The sequence below is a fragment of the Bacillus sp. NS1 genome (assembly GCF_058248265.1).
This window is the reverse complement of the sequence record NZ_JBZAZF010000003.1, coordinates 236,441-257,292: the sequence shown is the minus strand read 5'-3', so window position 1 is coordinate 257,292 and position 20,852 is coordinate 236,441. Positions and strand designations below refer to the sequence as shown.

The window sequence follows — 20,852 nt, the reverse complement described above, 5'->3', positions numbered from 1 at the left end:
AGAATTAGTTTATGGTGTATGAAGAAGCGTTTTTTTCTCCTCATTCGTCCAGCTGACAGCCCTGCCGCTTTCCTTTGAGACTTGTACCATCACAACTGCCCCAGTGAAGCAGGGCTCGCCTTTGCGGTTCTCTCCAAGATAGTGCAAGGTAAGGGATGAGCTGCCGACGGCGCTTGTTTTCACATAGATGCGCAACTCTTCATAAGGCATGACTTGCCGCAAATAATCGCATTGCTGGCTTGCCACGACCGTCATGGTCTGTTTGTTTTCATTCATCATATTCAGCTTTTTAAAATAAGAAATCCGCGCCTCCTCAAAGTAAATGAAAGGGATTACATTATTCATATGGCCAAACATGTCCGTCTCGGAAAATCGCACGGATACTTCATTAAAAAAAGAAAAGGATGTTCTCCATTCTTGGAACGGCATATCAATATAAGCGGGAAGCTTCATCTTTATTCATCTCCTTTTTGTTAAAAAAACCTCTCCCATGCGGAAGAGGTTTTTTTCTTCTTATACTCTGTCGCTTCCGAAGAAATTGCGGAACGCTTGTAAGTTTGTGTCTCTGTTTAAGGCTGCAATGGAAGTAGTGAGCGGAATGCCTTTCGGACAAGATTGAACGCAGTTTTGCGAATTGCCGCAATCTGCAAGGCCGCCTTCATCCATCAGTGCTTCTAATCGGTCAGATTTATTCATGGCGCCTGTCGGATGTGCGTTAAACAGGCGGACCTGAGACATCGGTGCCGGCCCCATGAACTTCGATTTGCTGTTCACATTCGGGCAGGCTTCGAGGCAGACGCCGCACGTCATGCATTTTGATAATTCATATGCCCATTGACGGCGTTTTTCCGGCATTCTCGGTCCTGGTCCTAAATCATACGTACCGTCAATCGGTATCCACGCTTTTACCTTTTTCAATGAATCAAACATTCTGCTCCGGTCAACCTGCAAATCACGCACGACCGGGAATGTTTTCATTGGTTTTAAGCGGATCGGCTGTTCAAGCTGGTCGATAAGTGCCGTACAAGACTGGCGGGGCTTACCGTTTATAACCATTGAACATGCGCCGCATACTTCTTCAAGACAGTTCATATCCCACGTGACAGGGGTTGTCTTTTCACCTTTAACGTTAACCGGATTCCGGCGAATTTCCATCAGAGCGGAAATGACGTTCAGGTTCGGGCGGTATGGAACTTCAAATTCTTCATCGTAAGGCGTGCTGTCAGCTGTATCTTGACGCGTGATAATAAATCGTATGGTTTTTTGTTCACTCATGATTATTTCGCCACCTTCTTCTTCGAGTAATCCCGTTTCCGAGGCGTTATCAGTGATACATCGACATCCTGATACTCAAATTCCGGCGCTTCATACGGGCTTACATGTTTAGCCATTGTTGTTTTGAGCCATTCATCATCATTACGTTCAGGATAATCCGGTTTATAATGGGCACCACGGCTTTCATTGCGGTTGTATGCGCCAAGGGTAACCACCCTTGCAAGCTGAAGCATGTTCGAGAACTGGCGTGTGAACATGGCCCCCTGGTTGCTCCATTTTGTCGTGTCATTGATGTTAATCTTTTTAAACCGCTCCATTAATTCCTGAATTTTATCATCCGTTTTCAATAGCTTGTCGTTATGGCGGACAACTGTGACGTTCGCCGTCATCCACTCACCGAGCTCTTTGTGCAGAACATAGGCATTTTCGGTTCCGTCCATGCTCATAATCTCAGCCCATTTTTCTTCTTCTTTTTTAACGTGAGCGTCGAATAAAGATGAAGACATGTCTTCTGCTGAAGCTTCCAAGCCGTTTACATATTTCACCGCATTCGGTCCGGCCACCATTCCTCCATAAATCGCGGAGAGCAGGGAGTTTGCTCCCAAGCGGTTGCCGCCGTGCATAGAGTAATCACATTCCCCAGCTGCAAACAGTCCCGGGATGTTTGTCATTTGATCATAATCCACCCATAAACCGCCCATTGAATAATGGACCGCTGGGAAGATTTTCATCGGAAGCTTCCGCGGGTCGTCTCCCATGAATTTCTCATAAATCTCAATGATGCCGCCAAGTTTGATATCAAGCTCTTTCGGATCTTTATGAGACAGATCGAGATACACCATGTTTTCGCCGTTAATGCCGAGCTTCTGGTTGACACACACATCAAATATTTCGCGTGTCGCAATATCACGCGGCACCAGGTTTCCATAAGCCGGATATTTTTCCTCTAGGAAATACCACGGTTTACCGTCCTTATATGTCCACACGCGTCCGCCTTCACCTCGCGCTGATTCACTCATCAGTCTTAGTTTGTCATCGCCCGGTATGGCTGTCGGGTGGATTTGAATGAATTCTCCGTTTGCATAATACGCTCCCTGCTGATAAACGATCGACGCAGCAGACCCTGTATTAATCATGGAGTTAGTCGATTTTCCAAAAATGATTCCCGGTCCGCCCGTCGCCATGATGACAGCGTCTGAACGGAAAGATTCAATTTGCATGTTTGTCAGGTTTTGCGCTACAATTCCGCGGCAGGTTCTGTCATCATCTAATACAGCGCCAAGGAATTCCCAGCCTTCGTATTTTGTGACCAGACCGGCAACTTCGTATCTGCGCACTTGCTCGTCCAGTGCGTAAAGCAGCTGCTGTCCCGTCGTCGCGCCCGCATAAGCTGTTCTGTGATGCTGTGTACCCCCAAATCGGCGGAAATCAAGCAGTCCTTCAGGCGTCCGGTTAAACATGACGCCCATCCGGTCTAATAAGTGGATGATAGAAGGCGCCGCTTCACACATCGCTTTAACCGGCGGCTGGTTGGCAAGAAAGTCCCCTCCGTATACAGTGTCATCAAAATGTTCCCACGGAGAGTCACCTTCCCCTTTTGTATTGACCGCTCCGTTTATGCCGCCTTGTGCACAAACCGAATGAGAACGTTTGACAGGAACGATGGAAAACAGCTTAACCGCCATTCCTGATTCCGCTGCTTTGATTGTCGCCATGAGGCCGGCAAGACCCCCGCCGACTACGATAATGCTTGATTGACTCATGATAGCCCCTCTCCCTCTAGTAATCTAGTACTCTTATACAAATGCAAAAATCGCTTTTAAGCCTACGTAAGACAGTGCAACAAAAATAATCAGCGTAACGTATGTCGAAATTCTTTGAGAACGAGGCGTTACCGTGATGCCCCATGTAACAGCGAAAGACCATAAACCGTTCGAGAAGTGGAAAATTGTTGATAAAACACCGACAATGTAAAAGCCAAGCATAGCCGGAGAGCTTAAAATATTTGCCATCATGTCGAAATTGACCTCAGCGCCCATTTGTGCGGCAATACGGGTTTCCCACACGTGCCAGCTCACGAAAATGAGGGTGATGATACCGGTTACACGCTGCAGGACGAAGAGCCAGTTTCTCATATAGCTGTATTGGCCTGCGTTATTTTTTGCAGTAAACGCTATGTACACACCATAAACTGCATGATAAATTAATGGTAAGAAGATAATAAAAATTTCCAAGGCATACCTGAAAGGCAGACTATCCATAAAATGAGCAGCACTATTGAATGCTTCAGCGCCCCTTGCGGCAAACTGGTTGACGACTAAATGCTGAATGAGAAAGATGCCGACCGGTATGACGCCAAGCAAGGAATGCAATCTTCGAAAATAAAACTCTCTGTTCCCAGACATTACTTTACCCCCTGTTTGATAAGTGCGAAATGTGCTAAATCTCTTCCCCCACTTCTTTCAATTGTAAGCACTTTATTAAGATTTATTGACAATTTCATTTTACTCCTCCCTCAAAAGGGCGTCAAGAAAACGCGTACATAAATTATAATTTTCCGAATAGAATAGTTGATTCAAAAATTTTATTTTATCAATATATGTTTCTGTTTAATTTTTCATAAGAATTACAGGATCATTCTGTAATCCGCCCCCCTGTTTGGGCTATAATATACGTGGAGAGAGGGGAGACAGATATGAAGTCTAAATTTGAAGCATCTATTGACAACCTAAAAGAAATTGAAATGAATGCCTATGCCTACGAACTAATACGAGAGATCGTTCTCCCAGATATGCTTGGCCAAGATTACTCTTCCATGATGTATTGGGCAGGGAAACATCTCGCCCGTAAGTTTCCTCTTGAATCATGGGAGGAATTTCCGGCCTTCTTTGAAGAAGCGGGCTGGGGAACCCTTACCAACGTTAGCGCTAAAAAACAGGAGCTTGAATTTGAACTTGAAGGGCCGATCATTTCCAACCGGCTTAAACATCAGAAAGAACCATGCTTTCAGCTTGAAGCTGGTTTTATTGCTGAACAAATTCAATTAATGAATGACCAGATTGCTGAATCATATGAACAAGTGAAAAAGAGAGCCAATAAAGTGGTTCTGACTGTGAAATGGGATATGAAAGACCCAGTGTAATCAAAAAGGCGGTGACTGCATAGTCCCGCCTTTTTGATCGTCATGACACAGCTGAAGGGTGTTTTGAAAGCTCAAATGCATCGTGCAGTGCCTCGACTGCTTTCACCATGTCATTTTCGCTTACGACTGTTGACACTTTGATTTCAGATGTGCTGACCATTTTGATTAAAATGTTTTTTTCCGCCAGTACAGCAAACATTTCAGCCGCTACACCAGGGTTTGACACCATGCCTGATCCAACAATGGATACTTTAGCCAATTTGCTTTCTGTCTCGATTTTCTCGAATTCAAGCGCATCTTTATACTCTTCAAGCACCGCAACGGTTTGGTCTGCGTCTTCTGTTTTAACTGAGAAGGAAATTCCGGTCTGATTGTCTCCGGCCTGCGTTTGGATAATGATATCGACGTTAATGTTTCTTTTGGCAAGTGTTGTAAAAATCGTAGACAAGGTTGTCAAGCCGCCAGTCAGCCCGTAAATGGTTACCCTTGTGATTTGATCTTCAAACGCAATGCCTCTGACAATTAAATTTTGCTCCATGGATGATTCCTCCTCAATTAATGTTCCCGCTTCTGTTTCTGTACTTGAACGCACTTCTAACGGCACTTGGTAATTTTTCGCGAATTCAACGGCTCTCGGATGAAGAACGCCGGCGCCTAAATTGGCAAGCTCAAGCATTTCATCGTATGAGATGCCGGCAAGTTTTCTCGCTGATTTCACATAGCGCGGATCGGTTGTAAACACTCCAGGCACGTCCGTGTATATGTCACATTTATCCGCTTTTAATGCGGCAGCTAAAGCAACTGCTGTTGTATCTGAACCGCCCCGGCCCAATGTCGTGATTTCGCAATCCTCTGTCATGCCTTGGAATCCTGCGACAATGACAATCTTTCCTTGCTCAAGCTGATCTGCCAAAACCGAAGTGTCGATATCTGTAATTCTTGCGTTTCCGTGAACGGCTTCCGTGCGGATTCCCGCCTGCCAGCCAGTATAGGACACTGCGTCATAACCTTTTTCCTGAAGCGCCATTGAAAGCAGGGAAATGGTGACCTGCTCGCCCGTCGCCAGCAGCATATCCATTTCGCGTTTGCTCGGCTGGTCAGAAATTGCTTTTGCAAGGCCGACCAATTCGTCAGTGGATTTTCCCATAGCTGAAACGACAACAACGACTTGATGGCCCTTCTGTTTTTCTGCAATCGCGCGGTTTGCCGCATTTTGAATTTTTTCAACTGAGCCGACGGAAGTGCCTCCGAATTTTTGTACGATAAGACCCATGTATTACCACCCTTTACATTTTGGTTCGTGCGGGTGAGGAGGAAGAGTGCTTTGTCCACAATAAAAAAAGCAATGAGAGGATTTGCTCTCATTGCTTATCAATTAATCATCATGAATGATTATGAACAACGAGATAGCCCTCCAAGAAAATGATTTCTTGACAGCCTTACATTTATTCAATGCACGGCCAGCAAATAATACCGATGGGGTTTTATTTGCTTCGGCGACGCTCCCCTTTCAGCCTTTTTCACAGAATCCATCATTCTCCAAAGGCTTACTCTTGAAGTTCGCACCTCTATCTTCACCATATAACACGATCTAACTATGAAATTAGTTCACATTTTATCAGATCTTTTTTAAAAGGACAACATTATTTTTGCAATTTATCGTAAAGCAGCTGAGCCGCCGCTGCGGGAACACCCGCTTTTTTGATGTCCTCAAGGCTTGCTTCCTTCATTTTTTTTACGGAACCGAAATGCTTTAACAGCATTTTCTTTCTTTTCTCTCCGATACCCGGGATGTCGTCCAAGACGGATTGAAACGCGCTTTTTCCGCGGATTTGCCTGTGAAAACTGATCGCAAAACGATGCACCTCGTCCTGAATACGCTGCAGGAGATAAAATTCCTGGCTGTTCCGTTCCAGGTACACCGCCTCCAACGGATCCCCGATTAGTAAATTTGAAGTTCTGTGTTTTTCGTCTTTCGCTAAACCGGCGATCGGGATATCCAAGCTGAGTTCATTTTCAATGACATCCCTTGCCGCGTTGATCTGCCCTTTTCCTCCGTCAATGATGATTAGATCAGGCAGCGGCAGGTTTTCGCGAAGCACTCTCGTATAGCGCCTTCTGACAACCTCTCTCATAGAACCGTAATCATCCGGCCCTGTAACGGTTTTGATTTTATATTTGCGGTACTCCTTTTTGTTCGGTTTGCCGTCGATAAACACGATCATCGCGGAAACCGGGTTTGTCCCCTGTATGTTAGAGTTATCAAACGCTTCAATTCTGTGCGGGGTATAAATATTTAATGCTTCACCGAGTTTTTGCACAGCCCTGATTGAGCGCTCCTCGTCCCGTTCGATTAAGGAGAATTTTTCTTTCAGCGCGATTTTCGCATTTTTATGGGCCAGCATGAGCAGTTCTTTTTTCGGACCTTTTTTTGGCTGGTGGACGTTTGTTTCCAGCAGCTGCTCGATCATGGATTGATCTACGCTGTCCGGAACTAAAATTTCCCTTGGTAGGAAGTGGTTATTTTTTGAATAGAACTGCCCGATGAACGTGAGAAACTCTTCATCTGCTTCCTGATAAAGCGGGAACATGCTGACATCGCGTTCAATGAGCTTTCCTTGGCGGATGAAAAAGACCTGTACGCACATCCAGCCCTTATCATATGCGTACGCGAATACGTCACGGTCGACTAGATCGTTCATCGTCATTTTTTGTTTTTCCATCGTCGATTCAATATGGGCGATTTGGTCACGAAGCTCTTTTGCCCGTTCAAACTCAAGATTCTCAGCAGCTTCATGCATTTTCTCTTCAAGCTCTTTTTTTACATCATTATAGCCGCCCTTTAAGAAACGGGTAATGCTCTCAACCAGTTCTCTGTTCGTCTCTTCGGAAATGTCCTTTACGCACGGAGCGAGACATTGGCCCAGATGATAGTAAAGGCACACTCGGTCCGGCAGCTTGGAGCATTTTCTTAGAGGATACAGGCGGTCGAGCAGTTTTTTTGTTTCCCTTGCAGCCTGTACATTCGGGTACGGCCCGAAATAACGTCCTTTGTCTTTTTTGACATTACGGGTGACAATCAGCCTTGGGTGGCGTTCATGGGTGAGTTTTATGAAAGGATAGGTTTTGTCGTCTTTAAGCATGACGTTGTATTTCGGATCATGCTTTTTGATCAGGTTCATTTCTAAAATAAGCGCTTCAAGGTTGGAGGACGTCACGATATATTCAAAATCCTCGATTTCCGTCACAAGCCTTTGTGTTTTCGCATCATGAGAACCGGTGAAGTAGGAGCGCACTCTGTTTTTCAGCACTTTTGCTTTTCCTACGTAGATCACAGTCTGCTGCCGGTCCTTCATGAGATAACACCCGGGCTGATCGGGAAGGAGGGCGAGTTTTTCTTTCAGTTGTTTGTTCATATGTTACCCTTCCTTATGTTTAATCCTTTGTTTCCAGTTTATCACGAACGTTTGTTTTTCTCTATGCTTCACGATTGGAGAATAAAAAAAGCGATTCCACAATCGGAATCGCTCTGGCATGCAAGCAGCCGAAAATTAAAGATGTTTGTTTACAAGCTCTTGAAGCGCTTCTTTCGGTTTGAAGCCGACAGAAGTTTCAACCACTTCTCCGTCTTTTAACACAAGAAGTGTCGGGATGCTCATAACGCCGTATTTTCCGGCTGTTTCTTGGTTTTCGTCTACGTCGATTTTTACGATTTTCAGTTTGTCTCCCATTTCTTGATCTAGTTCTTCAAGAACAGGTGCAATCATTTTACAAGGTCCGCACCAAGGAGCCCAGAAGTCAGCCAGTACGACGCCTTCGCTTGTTTCAGCTGAGAAAGATTGATCAGTTGCTTTTACGATAGCCATTATTGAATTCCTCCAATTGTGAAATGATGATTTTTAGTATAGCATCTCCCATTCGTTCACGCTATTTTAATGCTTATAAATTATTTTTTCCTGATCACAATCGGTTTACTCATGTTTATCTGGGTTGAATGGGTTATGTCACTTTGCATTAAAACACGAATCTGATAATCGCCCCAATGACTACAATCGCCCCGATGATCATTAGAATGGTACGAAGCATAGAATAACATCTCCTCTTCACTTGTCATGTACCTTTACCATGCCCTGCCTGAGCTGTTTTAAAACATGAAAAAGAGCGCCGGCATGAAGCTCCGGCGCTCTCGCTCGATCAAGAATCAGCACGCAGGGTGAGTAAGACGACTGACATTGGCGGAAGTTTTACTTTCAGTTTGTTTTTGTTGAGCTTGTATTGGCTGAAAGATTTCGGTTTGACGTGATGAGGATCGTCAAACGTGTTATGCGCATTCATTTTTTCTGCCGTCAGAATGACTCCGGAATGGTCCGCTGTCTTGTGAAGGCCTCTCAGCTCGATCTCAGCCTCCACTTTGTTTTGGTGATCGATGTTGCAGATCGTGATATTGATATCGCCTTCTGCATGTTTCGAGGCCGAAACACTGATTTGCGGCAGCGTTTCACCCTTCCATTCATAATCAGCAGACGTTGTTTCAGTGTCTAGAAGAGAAGCGTCCTGGTGTACCTTAAACATATCAAATACATGGTACGTCGGTGTCAAAAGCATCCGGTCTCCCTCAGTCAAAATCATTGCTTGAAGAACATTTACTGTTTGGGCGATGTTGGTCATTTGCACCCGGCGGCAATGCTGATGGAAAATGTGGAAATGAGAAGCTGCCACCAGCGCATCACGAATGGTGTTTTGCTGATATAAGAAACCAGGGTTCGTGCCTGGCTCAGGATCAAACCACGTGCCCCATTCATCAATAATCAGCCCGACCCGCTGCTCCGGATCGTATCGATCCATAATCGTGCCGTGTTTTTGAATCAATTCATCGATGTATTTGGCTTTTTTCATCGTAATGAACCATTCATCCTCCGTGAATTCTGTGGCTGATCCTTTGCCTTTCCAGAAATCACCCGGAATCGTGTAATAGTGAAGACTCAATCCGTCCATCAGGCCGGCGGCTTTTTTCATGAGCACGTCCGTCCAATTAAAATCATCCACATTTGCGCCGCCTGCAATTTTATATATTTCATTCCCGCTGTAATTGCGGACATAGGTTTGAAAACGCCGGTACAGATCAGCGTAGTATTCAGGATGCATGTTGCCGCCGCAGCCCCAGTTCTCATTGCCCACGCCAAAATATTTCAGCTTCCAGGGCTCCTCTCTTCCATTTTGTTTTCTCCAGTCTGACATCGGCGTGCCTTCTTCAAACGTCATATACTCGATCCATTCCGCCATTTCCTGAACCGTTCCGCTTCCGACATTGCCGCAAATATAAGGCTCGCATTCAAGCAGCTCGCAAAGCATCATAAATTCATGCGTTCCAAATTCATTTGATTCAATTGTACCGCCCCAGTGCGTGTTGAGCATCGTCTTACGGTCACCAACACCGTTTGCCCAATGGTATTCGTCCGCAAAACACCCGCCCGGCCACCTGAGGACAGGAATATGCAGCTGCTTGAGCGCCTCTAGGACATCCTTTCGTATTCCGTTTATATTGGGAATGTTCGAATCCATTCCGACCCAAATCCCCTCATAAATCCCTCTTCCTAAATGCTCCGCAAAATGACCGTATATATTTTTGTTAATGGTTCCTTTTACAATATCTGTTTGGATCACTGCTTGATGTTCAGACATGCCTGATCATTCCTTTCATACGAATATGAAAAGCACCACAGTCAAATAAGTGATCTGTCTTTTGCCTGAGGAGTCAGCATGAATGTAAGCGCTTTTAAAGTAACCATATTATATATGTTCGTACATGTCAATGACATTTTTTCTAAATTTTCTATTTGTACGTACGTATTTAAAGATATAAAAACCCCGAACTTCAGCAGTCCGGGGTTTCCTTTACGCGTGTATATTTAATTGTTTGAATTCCTCAGTTAGTAACGGGACGACTTCAAATAAATCGCCTACGATGCCGTAATCCGCTATTTTAAAGATATCCGCTTCGGGGTCTTTATTGATGGCAACTATCACCTTACTGTTGGACATGCCGGCCAAATGCTGGATGGCGCCCGAAATGCCGCAGGCAATATATAAATCAGGGGTAACGACTTTCCCGGTCTGCCCGATTTGAAGAGCATAATCGCAATAATCAGCGTCACACGCCCCGCGAGAAGCCCCCACTGCGGCTCCCAGCACTTCGGCAAGCTCCTGCAGCGGCTGAAATCCTTCCTTGCTTTTGACTCCGCGGCCGCCCGCAACGATAATTTTTGCTTCAGAGAGATCAACGCCGTCCGCTGTTTTTTTCACAACTTCTTGGATAACCGTACGGAGGTCAGTAAGAGAAACATCAACGCTTTCGATACTTCCCGACCTGCTGGCGTCTTTTTCTGAAGCTTGAATATTATTGGGGCGAATCGTTGCAAAAATCATCGGATCGGTTGAAATGACGCGTTCAAATGCTTTCCCCGAGTAAATCGGCCGCGTAAACACGACATTCTCTCCGGTAACGCTTACATCCGTAGCATCAGAAATTAAACCTGTTTGCAGCCGGGCCGCGAGCTTCGGTGAAAGGTCTTTGCCCATTGCCGTGTGCCCGCATATGACCGAATCTGGTTTTTCTTGGTCAATAATGGCCCTCATGACCTGGCTGTATCCGTCTGCCGTGTAAGCTTTCAACTTCGGATCCTCGGCTGTCAGAACTTTATCTGCTCCGTAATGGATAAGCCCCTGTGCAAGGCTTTGTACATTTTCTCCGATGAGAACACCGATGACTTCTCCATCGCCTGAAATGGTTCTTCCTGCAGCTAATGCTTCAAAGGTGACATTCCGCAATTCTCCATCGCGGATTTCTCCGAGTACAATCACTTTTTTTCCCATTCTAACATCCCCCTGTTTCTTTGAATGTCCAAGCTTTAAATGACTTTAGCTTCGCTGCGGAGCAATGAGACAAGCTCTTTTGCCTGTTCGGCAGGATCACCTTGGAGAAGCTTCCCGGCCTCTTTTTTCGGCGGCAGAAAACGTTCAATGGTTTTCATCTTTGGTTCGGCATCCTCTTCGTCAATATCAAGATCATCAAGTTCTAGCTCTTCAAGTGGTTTTTTCTTGGCCTTCATAATACCCGGAAGCGATGGATAACGCGGTTCGTTTAAGCCCTGCTGAGCTGTGACAAGCAATGGGAGTATCGTTTTGATTTTTTCAACATCTCCTTCGACGTCTCTTTCTGCTTCTGCATCAGTGCCGTTGATTTCGAGTTTGGTGATCGTTGTGATGCACGGAATGTCCAGTAGCTCGGCAAGCCGAGGCGCCACTTGTCCTGATCCTCCATCAATGGCAACATTTCCGCCGAGAATCAAATCAAACTCCTGATCCTTCATATAGTGGTATAAAACTTGAGAAATGGAATATTGGTCGGGTTCTTCGAGATCATCTTCTATGTTGATTAAAACGGCTTGGTCACATCCCATGGCAAGCGCAGTGCGCAATTCCTTCTCCGCTTCTTCGCCGCCGACAGTGACAGCGGTGATCGTGCCGCCGTGCTTTTCCTTCAGCTGGATGGCTTCTTCTATCGCGTACTCGTCGTATGGATTAATGATCCATTCCGCTCCGTCATCCTGAATCTTTCCTGCTTCAATGACGATTTTTTCTTCTGTGTCAAACGTCCGTTTCATCAGTACAAATAGATTCATGATCATATCCCCTTTTATTCGCCTTTGAACTGAGGCTTTCTTTTTTCGAGAAATGCCTGGATGCCTTCTTTGGCGTCCTCTGACTCAAATGCTTCTCCAAATCGTTTTGCTTCAAGCTTTAAGCTGCCTTCATACGAATACACCTTGTTGGAATAAAGAAGCTCAAGCAGAGATGCCAGCGTTTGCGGGCTTTTTTCTGCAAACTTAGCGGCAAGTGCTTTTGCTTTTTCAAGCACTTCTGCTTCATCTTTTGCTCCAATTGACACAAGCCCGAGATCAAGCGCTTCTTTTCCGGATATCGGTTCTCCTGATCCGATGAGCTCTAGTGCTTTGGCTGTACCGACATATCTCGGAAGACGCTGTGTACCCGCAAAACCCGGTATAATACCGAGGTTAAGTTCCGGGAGCCCCAGCTTGGCGTCTTCTGCCGCAATTCTGATATGACAAGCCATCGCAAGCTCCAGCCCGCCTCCAAGAGCAGCACCGTGAATCGCCGCGATAATCGGTTTTGGGAAGCCTTCAATTCTTTCCATCAGCTGCTGGCCGCGCTCAGCCAGCAGTGAGGAATCCTCGTTGCCTTTAAATGATGTGAATTCTTTAATATCAGCGCCGGCTGAGAAAAATCTTCCCTCACCGTGAATGATGATGCTTCGTACGCCTGCATCTGTCTCACATTGATCAAGACAGGAGGACAGCTCCTCTAATATCTGGCTGGATAGCGCATTTGCCGGCGGATGGTGAATCGTCAAAACTGCCACAAATTGATCAACTGCAAGTGATATTGCATTCATAGGACAGAACCCCTTTACTTATTGTGAATTCCGGACACCAACAATTCTAAAACGCTGTCTGACAAGGCAGCGAGATCGTACTTTTGGTCATTCATAACCCATGTTGTCACGGTTTCGTCAATCGTTCCAAAAATCATCTGCCGGGCGAGGCGGACATCGAGGCCTTCTTTTAATTCGCCTGATTGTATGCCTTCCATCAAAATACTATCCAAGATATTTAAGTAGCCTTTTAATATTTCATTGATTTTCTGGCGCAGCTCCAAGTTTGACTGGCGGAGCTCAAGCTGAGTGACAATCGCGAGATTATGGTCATCCGCTAAAAGGGAAAAATGCTTTGAAATCACAAGCGCCAGTTTCTCTTTCGCTGTCGTCTTTTCTTTTATGTCCTCTTCCATTCGCTCAATAAATTGGCCCATTTTTTCTTTGAAAAGAGAAATTAAAATGTCTTCTTTGTTTTTGAAATAGAGATAGATGGTGCCGTCCGCCACTCCGGCTTGTTTGGCAATTTTGGATACCTGTGACTGGTGGTAGCCGTTTTCCGCAATGACTTCTACTGCTGCATCAATAATCTGCATATACTTTGGCCGTTTTTGCTTCAATGTTCATCGTTCCTTCCTATAGAAATGAATGACTATTCATTCATAATTTCATGATAAAAAGGATTTTCGGCTTTGTCAAGTTTATTCGCAGGTGTTCTCTATTTTCTTATGTCATATGTTATTTGACATGATGATTTTCTGCTTCTTCAAGTAAACGTCTTCTTAAAATTTTTCCGACTGCTGTTTTCGGCAGCTCTTTTCTGAACTCATAGGCTTTCGGCACCTTGTAAGGAGCGAGGCGGGATCGCGCAAAACTGTCCAATTCTTCTGCATCGGCTTTTGCGCCTTTCTTTAACACGACAAATGCTTTTACTGTTTCTCCCCTGTAGGAATCGGGTACACCGGCAACGACAATTTCTTGGATGGCTTCATGTTCATAAAGCGCTTCTTCTACTTCACGCGGGTAAATATTATAGCCGCCGGCGATGATGATGTCCTTCTTCCTGTCGGCAATATAGAAAAAGCCCTCTTCATCCATATAGCCCATGTCTCCGGTGAACAGCCAGCCGTCTCTCAGTACAGCGGCGGTTTCCTCCGGTTTGTTCCAATATCCTTTCATGACTTGCGGACCTTTTACAATGATTTCACCATGTTCATACGGCGCGGCAAGCTCACCCGTCTCTTCCGAATAGATCGCTGCATCAGTACTCGGCCAAGGACAGCCAATACTGCCTGGCTTGTTTTTCCCCCAGATAAAATTAGCATGTGTCACTGGAGATGCCTCAGACAAGCCGTAGCCTTCCACAAGCTTTCCGCCAGTCACCTTTTCAAATTTCTGCTTTACCTCCACAGGAAGCGCGGCTGATCCGCTAAGACAGCTTTTAATGGATGACAGATCATAATGCTGCAATTCGGGGTGATGCAAAAGGCCAATATAAATTGTCGGTGCGCCCGGAAAGAGCGTCGGTTTTTGTTTTTCGATGATTTTGAGCGTTTCGAGCGGATCAAACTTAGGAAGAAGAATCATTTCGAAGCCTAGTTTAATCGAATAATTCATCACTGCCGTCAGTCCGTAGACGTGAAAAAATGGGACGATGCCAAGCACTTTTTCAGCCCCTCTCTTCACATCGTACATCCAAGCGGAGCACATTTCAGTGTTGGCTAAAATATTTTGGTGCGTGAGCATGACTCCTTTTGGAGCCCCCGTTGTTCCTCCGGTATACTGGAGGACAGCAATATCATGCTCAGGATCGATCTTCGGGATTGTCAGCTCAGTTTTTTCCTCCCTCATACTGGAAGAGAACATGTGAATGTGATCTTTTTTGTCAAAGTCAATATGCACTTTTTGTTTTTGTGTCAGCGGGTAAAGAATATTCTTCGGAAAAGGCAAATAGTCTTTTACGCTGGTTATCAAAATCTGATCAACAATTGATAACGTTTTCATTTTTATCGCCTTCGGGAAAAGCAAATCTAAGGTGATGATTACGCTTGCCTCAGCATCTCTAAGCTGGTATTCAAGCTCATGCTCGGTATAGAGCGGATTCGTCTGCACCACGATGCCGCCGGCAAACAAGACGCCATAATAAGAAATCACTGCTTGCGGGCAATTGGGCAGCATGACAGCCACTCTGTCTCCTTTTTGCAGGCCATTGCCCTGTAAAAAAGCTGCGAGTTTAAGAGCATCCGTCAGAATGTCATGAAAGGTGAGTTTTTTTCCATAAAAAGATATTGCAGTTTTGTCAGGGAATTGTGCGGCGGAGTCTGTCAGGATGGATTGCAGGGTTTTGTTCGGCAACGGAAGCTCATGCGGGATATTGTCGGGATACTCGGCAAGCCACGGCTTTTGAGACTGCATAAAACCTCCCCTTTCGGTTTTTGAGTTCCACCCTATCATTATAGCAGATGGACAGCAAAAAAAAGAAAAAGAAAGGTAAATCTTTCTTTTTCTCATAATACGAACAGATATATAAGACCAATTAACAAAAAGATTCCCGCCGCGGCGAGCAGTACTTTTGCAAGCTTTTCCATCTATTCTCCGTCCCCTTATATTCCGGCTGCCACCACAAATGAAAGCCCGACAGAAATGACAAATGAAATAAAGCCGACAGCCCGGTTATCATTCTCAATTTCCTTATCAATTTTAAACCGAGGAGTCAAAAATTCAAAAATAAAGTAGCTGAGCAGAAGCATAACAAACCCGTAAACGCCCCAGCCGATCATTTGCAGCAGAGAATTGTGCTGGGAGATGGAGTGCTGAAATACGTTTGCGATTCCTAAAATTTTTCCGCCGGTCGCCATTGCCACCGCAAGATTTCCTTTTTGAATCTCTTCCCAGTTTTTATAAGCCGTCACCAGCTCAAACACAGTCAAAAAGAGGACGAGGCAGAGAACCGCGACACTGTAATACGCCGCGATTTCCACAAGCTCGTTTTCCCAAAAATCACTCATGGCCATACTCCCTTTTATTTTAGTTCAACAACCGTTACGCCAGATCCTCCCTCACCTGCTTCACCAAAACGGGCGCTTTTGACGCTGCGGTGGTTTTTCAGAAGATCCTGCACGCCTTTTCTTAAAGCGCCGGTTCCTTTTCCATGGATAATTGACACTCTTGGATATCCCGCTAACACTGCATCATCCAAGTATTTTTCTACACGGCTGAGGGCATTTTCATAGCGTTCGCCGCGAAGATCAAGTTCAAGCGATACGTGATAATCCTTTCCCTTAACCGCTGTAATGATTTTTTCTTTTTTCGGTTCCGGGGCTGATTTGATAAACTCCAAATCTTTTTCTTTTACTTTCATTTTTAAAATGCCGATTTGAACATTCCATTCATTGCCGCCGGTTTTTTCGAGCAGTGTTCCTTTTTGCCCAAAGGTGAGGACTTTCACCTCATCACCTGGTTTGAAGTCGCGTTTTTGCGTTTTCGGTTTTTCTGGTTTTTTGGACTTTTCAAAGGTAGGAACTGCGCCTTCTAACCGTTTCTTCGCGTTGATCAGCTCGTGATCCTTAAAGGATTTGTGTTCTTCCTTTATTGAGCGCAATTCATGAATAATGTCTTCGGCTTCTTTTGTTGCCGCTTTTACTTTTTCAGCCGCTTGCTGTTCAGCCTCCTCGAGCATTTTGTCTTTTTTGCTGTTGAGCTCGATGATTTGCTGTTGCAGCTCTTTATGCAGCTTTTCGGCTTCTTTTCTGATTGATTCTGTCTCAGAAAGCTCTTCTTCCGCACGTTTTTTGCTTTGTTCCAGCGACGCAATCATCGTATCGACTTCGTTATGCTCGGCCGTCATTTCTGACTTCGCCTGCCCGATGATATGGTCCGGGAGTCCAAGGCGTTTTGAAATTTCGAAGGCGTTGCTTCGTCCCGGCACACCAATTAAAAGTTTATAGGTTGGCGACAGCGTTTCGATGTCAAATTCGACGCTTGCATTCATGACGCCTTCTCTGTTATAACCGTACGCCTTCAATTCAGGATAATGCGTCGTAGCTAATACTCTTGCATTGGTGCGATGCACGTCATCCAAGATGCTCATAGCGAGGGCCGCCCCTTCCTGCGGGTCTGTCCCTGCGCCCAGTTCATCGAAGAGCACTAGGCTGTTCTCATTGACATGTTCTAAAATGCCGACAATGTTCACCATATGGGATGAGAACGTACTTAAGCTTTGCTCAATCGACTGTTCATCGCCGATATCAGCGAATACATGCTCAAATACCGCGGCTTCTGACCCTTCATTTGCCGGAATATGAAGACCGGATTGCGCCATCAAAGTTAACAGGCCTAACGTTTTAAGGGTGACTGTTTTCCCCCCGGTGTTTGGCCCTGTAATGACAATGGTTGAAAAATCGCCGCCAAGCTCGATGTCATTGGCAACCACCTGATCAGGCGGAAGTAATGGATGGCGGGCTTTTTTTAAACGGACAAAGCCGTTGTCGTTCATAATCGGTTTTGTCGCTTTGACCGCTTTTGCGTATCTTGCTTTTGCAAAAATAAAGTCCAGCGTCTGCAGTACGCGCAAATCTAGAAAGAGCTCTTCTGTGTGTTCAGCCGTTTGCTCTGTCAGCACGCGCAAAATCCGTTCAATTTCTTGTTTTTCTTTCACTTTCGCCTGCTGAAGCGAGTTGTTCATATCGACAATCGCCTGTGGTTCAATGAATAGTGTCGCGCCTGAGGAAGAAGTATCGTGCACAATTCCTCCATAGCTTGACCTGTACTCTTGTTTGACCGGAATCACAAAGCGGTCATTCCGAATCGTGACGATCGTATCAGACAGCATTTTTGAAGCGGAAGAAGAGCGCAGCATCGACTCTAACCGGTCTCTGATTCTCGATTCAAGTGTTCTGAGCTGTGTGCGGATTCCTCTTAATGTTTCCGACGCGTGATCAAGCACTTCTCCGTGATCATCGATGCAGGAATTAATGTCCCGCTCTAAATCGGACAGCGTGATAAGCTGTTCCGCATGCTGATAGATCAGCGGGATATCGACGCCGTCTTCAGCCATTTGGCTGATAAAATGTTTCATTTGTTTAACTGCATAAAGCAGGCCTGAGACTTCAGTGAATTCTGAGGGGCTGAGAACGCTGCCGATTTCGGCCCGTCTTAACGCTCCTCTGATATCAGTAAGGCCGCCAAATGGTGCCTGGCCTCTCAGCCGGATAATGGCAGAAGCTTCGTCTACTTCATCCAGCTGTTTTTTGATTTCATCTATAGAAGCAGAAGGCTTAAGCTCGAGAAGCATTTCTTTTCCGAGCGATGAAGCGGCATGCTCAATAACCTGTTCTTTCACTTTATGAAATTCAAGAGCTGATAATACTTTTTGCTGCACGATTGTGTGAGCCTCCTTACTTAATCGTTGCGCTTCAGGAATGCCTCTACGTCTTCAAGCGATCGGGCATTCAAAACGTTTTTCGTTTCCGTCCATCCTTTGCGCGCGGCAGTAACGCCAGTTTTCATATCGTCTAACATCTCAATATTATGGGCGTCGGTATTAATTACCAATGTAACCCCTTGTTCGTTTGCTTTGATTAAATGTTCTGTGCGCAGATCGAGACGCGCAGGGTTGGCGTTGAGTTCAAGCGCCGTATTTGTTTTCTTCGCAAGCTCAATCAGCTTATCAATATCAATTTCGTAACCGGCCCGTCTGCCGATAAGGCGTCCGGTCGGATGTGCGATAATGTCAACATGCTTGTTGGTCAGTGCCGTCTCAAGCCGTTTCATAATGACGTGTTCCGGCTGATTAAAGCTGGAATGAATCGATGCAATGACGATATCCATGTCTGCCAGCACGTCGTCATCATAATCAAGCGTGCCATCAGGCAGGATATCCATCTCGACACCTTTTAAGATACGGAAATTCTCAAATTCCGCATTAAGTGCGTCAATCTCTTTTGCCTGCTGCTTGAGTCTTTCTGCAGTCAGCCCGTTGGCGACCTTTAAATATTGCGAGTGATCGGTGATCGCCATATATTGATAGCCTTTATTCATGCATGCTTCGGCCATCTCTCTGATCGAAAACGCGCCATCGCTCCACGTTGAGTGCATGTGGAGATCTCCTTTGATTTGCCCGGACTGTATCAGTTCAATACTGTCGCTGTAAGTTTCCACTTCTTGCCCGCTTTCACGGAGCTCCGGCGGAATCAGCGGCAATCCGAAGTGCGCATAAAATTCACGTTCACTCGGGAATGTTTTGATGTCTCCTGTTTCAACTGTCTCGACGCCGTATTCACTGATCCGCTCCCCGCGTTCTTTCGCGATTTGGCGCATCTTAATGTTGTGATCCTTTGATCCTGTAAAATGATGAAGTGTTGTCGGAAACTGCTCTTCCGTCACAAGACGAAAATCGACGCTTGTTTCATATTCAAAGGAAAGGATGACAGACACCTTCGTATCTCCGCTCGCGATCACGCTTTTGATGTTTGGCAATGCAAGAAGCTGCTCTCTTACTTCAGCCGGATGATCTGTGGCAATGATATAATCCAGATCCTTCACCGTTTCCCGCGCTCTGCGTAGACTTCCGGCACGAGAAAATTTAATGATATCCGTAAATTGAGAAAGATGCTCTTCAATGTCCCGGGCGATCCGGAGGGCGTAGCCGATCGGGAACCGCTCAGGCTGTTTTCCAGCTTCTCCGAGCGCTTGTAATATTTTTTCTTCTGATTTTTTGCCGAAGCCCGCAAGGCCTTGTACCTTTTGCTGTTCACAGGCTTCCTTTAGAGATTCTGCATCATGTACGCCGAGCTCTTTATACAGCTTTGCGATTTTTTTGCCGCCGAGCCCCGGCAGCTTCAATAAAGGCACGAGCCCTTCCGGCACTTCTTTCTGCAGCGATTCGAGCGTGCTTGACTTTCCTTCATCTATATACTCTTTAATGACGCTGTACGTTCCTTTTCCAATGCCGGACAGCGACATCATATCGTCCATTTCTGATAAGCTGCGGTCGTCCTGTTCCAGGGCTGCCGCTGCTTTTCGGAAGGCTGATACTTTAAACGGGTTGTCCCCTTTGAGCTCCATGTAGACTGCAATGGTTTCAAGCAGCCGGATAATATCTTTTTTATGCATACAATAACCCCCAGACGTTCACATATGTTTCCATCATACTCGAAAAAAACTTCTCCGGACAAGAGAAGTTTTTTATGCCCCGTACTGTGTCCACAGCTCTTCTAAAAGCCCTGACAAATACGGTGTATGGTTAATGATCACATTTGCGAGAGACGATTGCCCCATCATTTGCTGCAGAGCATCTACCGGAAGCACGGATGCGACATACAGCAGCACAAATGTAAATAAATAGACTTCTAGAAAACCGAGAATGGCGCCCAGCACCTGGTTGATTTGTTTGATCACCGGAATGCCGGCTACAATACTCAGGAATGAGCCGATGATTCTCAGTAAGATTTTAGCGATGATAAATAAAACGATAAACGCAATCGCATTATAGTAGGCCGCTTCCAAATTTCCCGTAAAAAAAGAAAGAGCCGGCTGTCCCGCTGAAAAGTCGGGTGCGGGAATCCACTTTAAATGCGGCGCCACATTTTTATAGAATAAAGCCGCAAAGGCGATCGATAGAATAAAGCTCGTCAAGCGGATAAACTGCAGGATAAAACCGCGTTTTAACCCCAGTAAAGTCCCCATCAGGAGCAAGATTAAGATGATGATATCTAGCATAGTTGTTCAATCCTTTTCTTTAAGCTGACGCTCCAGTTTCTCATATTTCTCTTGTAATTTGACATAATCGTGCACCACATTTACCGCTGTCAGCACTGCAAGTTTATTTATATCAAGGTATGGATTTTTTTCATTGATTTCTCTCATTTTATCATCAACAATTCCGGCGACATACCTCATATGGGCTCTGCTTTCTTCACCGATAATCGTGAAGTGCTGGCCGTAAATGTCAACGGTTGTTTTTGTTTTTTTGCCGTCAGACAA

The 20,852-nt window shown here is 45.4% G+C and carries 19 protein-coding genes and 1 riboswitch; of the genes, 1 reads left to right on the top strand and 18 read right to left on the bottom strand.

The window, feature by feature from the left end; all coding sequences use genetic code 11:
* Nucleotides 1–9: 9 nt before the first annotated feature.
* Genes AC4CV5_RS11705 through sdhC form a run of 4 tightly spaced genes read right to left on the bottom strand, consistent with a single transcriptional unit; the run spans nt 10 to nt 3,680 of the window.
* Entirely contained in the window at nt 10–453 is a 444-nt protein-coding gene (locus tag AC4CV5_RS11705) for an acyl-CoA thioesterase (protein WP_166849917.1), read from the bottom strand.
* Between the two features lie 60 nt (nt 454–513).
* A complete protein-coding gene (sdhB, locus tag AC4CV5_RS11700) occupies nt 514–1,275 on the bottom strand; it encodes a succinate dehydrogenase iron-sulfur subunit (RefSeq protein ID WP_003222517.1) in 762 nt (253 codons plus the stop codon).
* A gap of 2 nt (nt 1,276–1,277) precedes the next feature.
* The gene (gene sdhA / locus AC4CV5_RS11695) at nt 1,278–3,038 is read right to left on the bottom strand and encodes a succinate dehydrogenase flavoprotein subunit (RefSeq protein ID WP_166849915.1); all 1,761 of its coding nucleotides are present in this window, start codon (nt 3,036–3,038) and stop codon (nt 1,278–1,280) included.
* A gap of 33 nt (nt 3,039–3,071) precedes the next feature.
* Nucleotides 3,072–3,680 carry a succinate dehydrogenase cytochrome B558 gene (gene sdhC, locus AC4CV5_RS11690; RefSeq protein WP_003222512.1) on the bottom strand — a complete coding sequence of 203 codons (609 nt, stop codon included), beginning with the start codon at nt 3,678–3,680 and terminating at the stop codon, nt 3,072–3,074.
* Between the two features lie 290 nt (nt 3,681–3,970).
* Here sdhC and AC4CV5_RS11685 point away from each other — a divergent pair, with 290 nt between their 5' ends.
* Nucleotides 3,971–4,417, top strand: a complete 447-nt coding sequence (locus AC4CV5_RS11685) for a YslB family protein (RefSeq protein WP_048654943.1) — start codon at nt 3,971–3,973, stop codon at nt 4,415–4,417.
* A gap of 40 nt (nt 4,418–4,457) precedes the next feature.
* On the opposite strand, the gene AC4CV5_RS11680 is transcribed toward AC4CV5_RS11685, so the two are convergent.
* The 14 genes from AC4CV5_RS11680 to zapA form a co-directional block, all read right to left on the bottom strand.
* Nucleotides 4,458–5,690, bottom strand: coding sequence for an aspartate kinase (locus AC4CV5_RS11680; protein WP_166849913.1), 1,233 nt, complete (start codon nt 5,688–5,690; stop codon nt 4,458–4,460).
* Between the two features lie 126 nt (nt 5,691–5,816).
* Nucleotides 5,817–5,996, bottom strand: a riboswitch (Lysine riboswitch).
* A 64-nt stretch (nt 5,997–6,060) separates the two neighbouring features.
* Nucleotides 6,061–7,833, bottom strand: coding sequence for an excinuclease ABC subunit UvrC (uvrC, locus tag AC4CV5_RS11675; protein ID WP_222143298.1), 1,773 nt, complete (start codon nt 7,831–7,833; stop codon nt 6,061–6,063).
* A gap of 135 nt (nt 7,834–7,968) precedes the next feature.
* The gene (gene trxA, locus AC4CV5_RS11670; RefSeq protein ID WP_003222500.1) at nt 7,969–8,283 is read right to left on the bottom strand and encodes a thioredoxin; all 315 of its coding nucleotides are present in this window, start codon (nt 8,281–8,283) and stop codon (nt 7,969–7,971) included.
* Nucleotides 8,284–8,611: 328 nt separating this feature from the next.
* A complete protein-coding gene (gene abfB / locus AC4CV5_RS11665) occupies nt 8,612–10,099 on the bottom strand; it encodes an alpha-L-arabinofuranosidase AbfB (RefSeq protein ID WP_490922838.1) in 1,488 nt (495 codons plus the stop codon).
* A gap of 213 nt (nt 10,100–10,312) precedes the next feature.
* Entirely contained in the window at nt 10,313–11,290 is a 978-nt protein-coding gene (gene etfA / locus AC4CV5_RS11660; RefSeq protein WP_166849905.1) for an electron transfer flavoprotein subunit alpha, read from the bottom strand.
* A gap of 35 nt (nt 11,291–11,325) precedes the next feature.
* Nucleotides 11,326–12,099: an electron transfer flavoprotein subunit beta gene (etfB, locus tag AC4CV5_RS11655; RefSeq protein WP_490922836.1), complete on the bottom strand. Its 774-nt coding sequence runs from the start codon at nt 12,097–12,099 to the stop codon at nt 11,326–11,328.
* 14 nt (nt 12,100–12,113) lie between these two features.
* On the bottom strand, nt 12,114–12,890 hold the full coding sequence (locus AC4CV5_RS11650) for an enoyl-CoA hydratase (RefSeq protein ID WP_166849900.1): 777 nt from the start codon (nt 12,888–12,890) through the stop codon (nt 12,114–12,116).
* Between the two features lie 14 nt (nt 12,891–12,904).
* Nucleotides 12,905–13,489 (bottom strand): fatty acid metabolism transcriptional regulator FadR, encoded by a 585-nt coding sequence (fadR, locus tag AC4CV5_RS11645; protein WP_003222489.1) that lies wholly within the window; start codon nt 13,487–13,489, stop codon nt 12,905–12,907.
* A 118-nt stretch (nt 13,490–13,607) separates the two neighbouring features.
* On the bottom strand, nt 13,608–15,284 hold the full coding sequence (gene lcfA, locus AC4CV5_RS11640) for a long-chain-fatty-acid--CoA ligase LcfA (protein ID WP_490922835.1): 1,677 nt from the start codon (nt 15,282–15,284) through the stop codon (nt 13,608–13,610).
* Between the two features lie 188 nt (nt 15,285–15,472).
* Entirely contained in the window at nt 15,473–15,877 is a 405-nt protein-coding gene (locus tag AC4CV5_RS11635) for a DUF350 domain-containing protein (protein WP_003222485.1), read from the bottom strand.
* 14 nt (nt 15,878–15,891) lie between these two features.
* Entirely contained in the window at nt 15,892–18,249 is a 2,358-nt protein-coding gene (locus AC4CV5_RS11630; RefSeq protein WP_490922832.1) for an endonuclease MutS2, read from the bottom strand.
* Nucleotides 18,250–18,269: 20 nt separating this feature from the next.
* A complete protein-coding gene (polX, locus tag AC4CV5_RS11625; RefSeq protein ID WP_222143304.1) occupies nt 18,270–19,982 on the bottom strand; it encodes a DNA polymerase/3'-5' exonuclease PolX in 1,713 nt (570 codons plus the stop codon).
* Nucleotides 19,983–20,054: 72 nt separating this feature from the next.
* On the bottom strand, nt 20,055–20,588 hold the full coding sequence (locus AC4CV5_RS11620; protein WP_490922830.1) for a CvpA family protein: 534 nt from the start codon (nt 20,586–20,588) through the stop codon (nt 20,055–20,057).
* Nucleotides 20,589–20,594: 6 nt separating this feature from the next.
* Nucleotides 20,595–20,852: a cell division protein ZapA gene (zapA, locus tag AC4CV5_RS11615; RefSeq protein WP_166849891.1), complete on the bottom strand. Its 258-nt coding sequence runs from the start codon at nt 20,850–20,852 to the stop codon at nt 20,595–20,597.

What these genes read in the sequence shown, in the direction of transcription:
- AC4CV5_RS11705 (WP_166849917.1), bottom strand. Translation starts at nt 453, where the DNA reads ATGAAGCTTCCCGCTTATATTGATATGCCGTTCCAAGAATGGAGAACA.
- sdhB (WP_003222517.1), bottom strand. Translation starts at nt 1,275, where the DNA reads ATGAGTGAACAAAAAACCATACGATTTATTATCACGCGTCAAGATACA.
- sdhA (WP_166849915.1), bottom strand. Translation starts at nt 3,038, where the DNA reads ATGAGTCAATCAAGCATTATCGTAGTCGGCGGGGGTCTTGCCGGCCTC.
- sdhC (WP_003222512.1), bottom strand. Translation starts at nt 3,680, where the DNA reads ATGTCTGGGAACAGAGAGTTTTATTTTCGAAGATTGCATTCCTTGCTT.
- AC4CV5_RS11685 (WP_048654943.1), top strand. Translation starts at nt 3,971, where the DNA reads ATGAAGTCTAAATTTGAAGCATCTATTGACAACCTAAAAGAAATTGAA.
- AC4CV5_RS11680 (WP_166849913.1), bottom strand. Translation starts at nt 5,690, where the DNA reads ATGGGTCTTATCGTACAAAAATTCGGAGGCACTTCCGTCGGCTCAGTT.
- uvrC (WP_222143298.1), bottom strand. Translation starts at nt 7,833, where the DNA reads ATGAACAAACAACTGAAAGAAAAACTCGCCCTCCTTCCCGATCAGCCC.
- trxA (WP_003222500.1), bottom strand. Translation starts at nt 8,283, where the DNA reads ATGGCTATCGTAAAAGCAACTGATCAATCTTTCTCAGCTGAAACAAGC.
- abfB (WP_490922838.1), bottom strand. Translation starts at nt 10,099, where the DNA reads ATGTCTGAACATCAAGCAGTGATCCAAACAGATATTGTAAAAGGAACC.
- etfA (WP_166849905.1), bottom strand. Translation starts at nt 11,290, where the DNA reads ATGGGAAAAAAAGTGATTGTACTCGGAGAAATCCGCGATGGAGAATTG.
- etfB (WP_490922836.1), bottom strand. Translation starts at nt 12,099, where the DNA reads ATGAATCTATTTGTACTGATGAAACGGACGTTTGACACAGAAGAAAAA.
- AC4CV5_RS11650 (WP_166849900.1), bottom strand. Translation starts at nt 12,890, where the DNA reads ATGAATGCAATATCACTTGCAGTTGATCAATTTGTGGCAGTTTTGACG.
- lcfA (WP_490922835.1), bottom strand. Translation starts at nt 15,284, where the DNA reads ATGCAGTCTCAAAAGCCGTGGCTTGCCGAGTATCCCGACAATATCCCG.
- AC4CV5_RS11635 (WP_003222485.1), bottom strand. Translation starts at nt 15,877, where the DNA reads ATGAGTGATTTTTGGGAAAACGAGCTTGTGGAAATCGCGGCGTATTAC.
- polX (WP_222143304.1), bottom strand. Translation starts at nt 19,982, where the DNA reads ATGCATAAAAAAGATATTATCCGGCTGCTTGAAACCATTGCAGTCTAC.
- AC4CV5_RS11620 (WP_490922830.1), bottom strand. Translation starts at nt 20,588, where the DNA reads ATGCTAGATATCATCATCTTAATCTTGCTCCTGATGGGGACTTTACTG.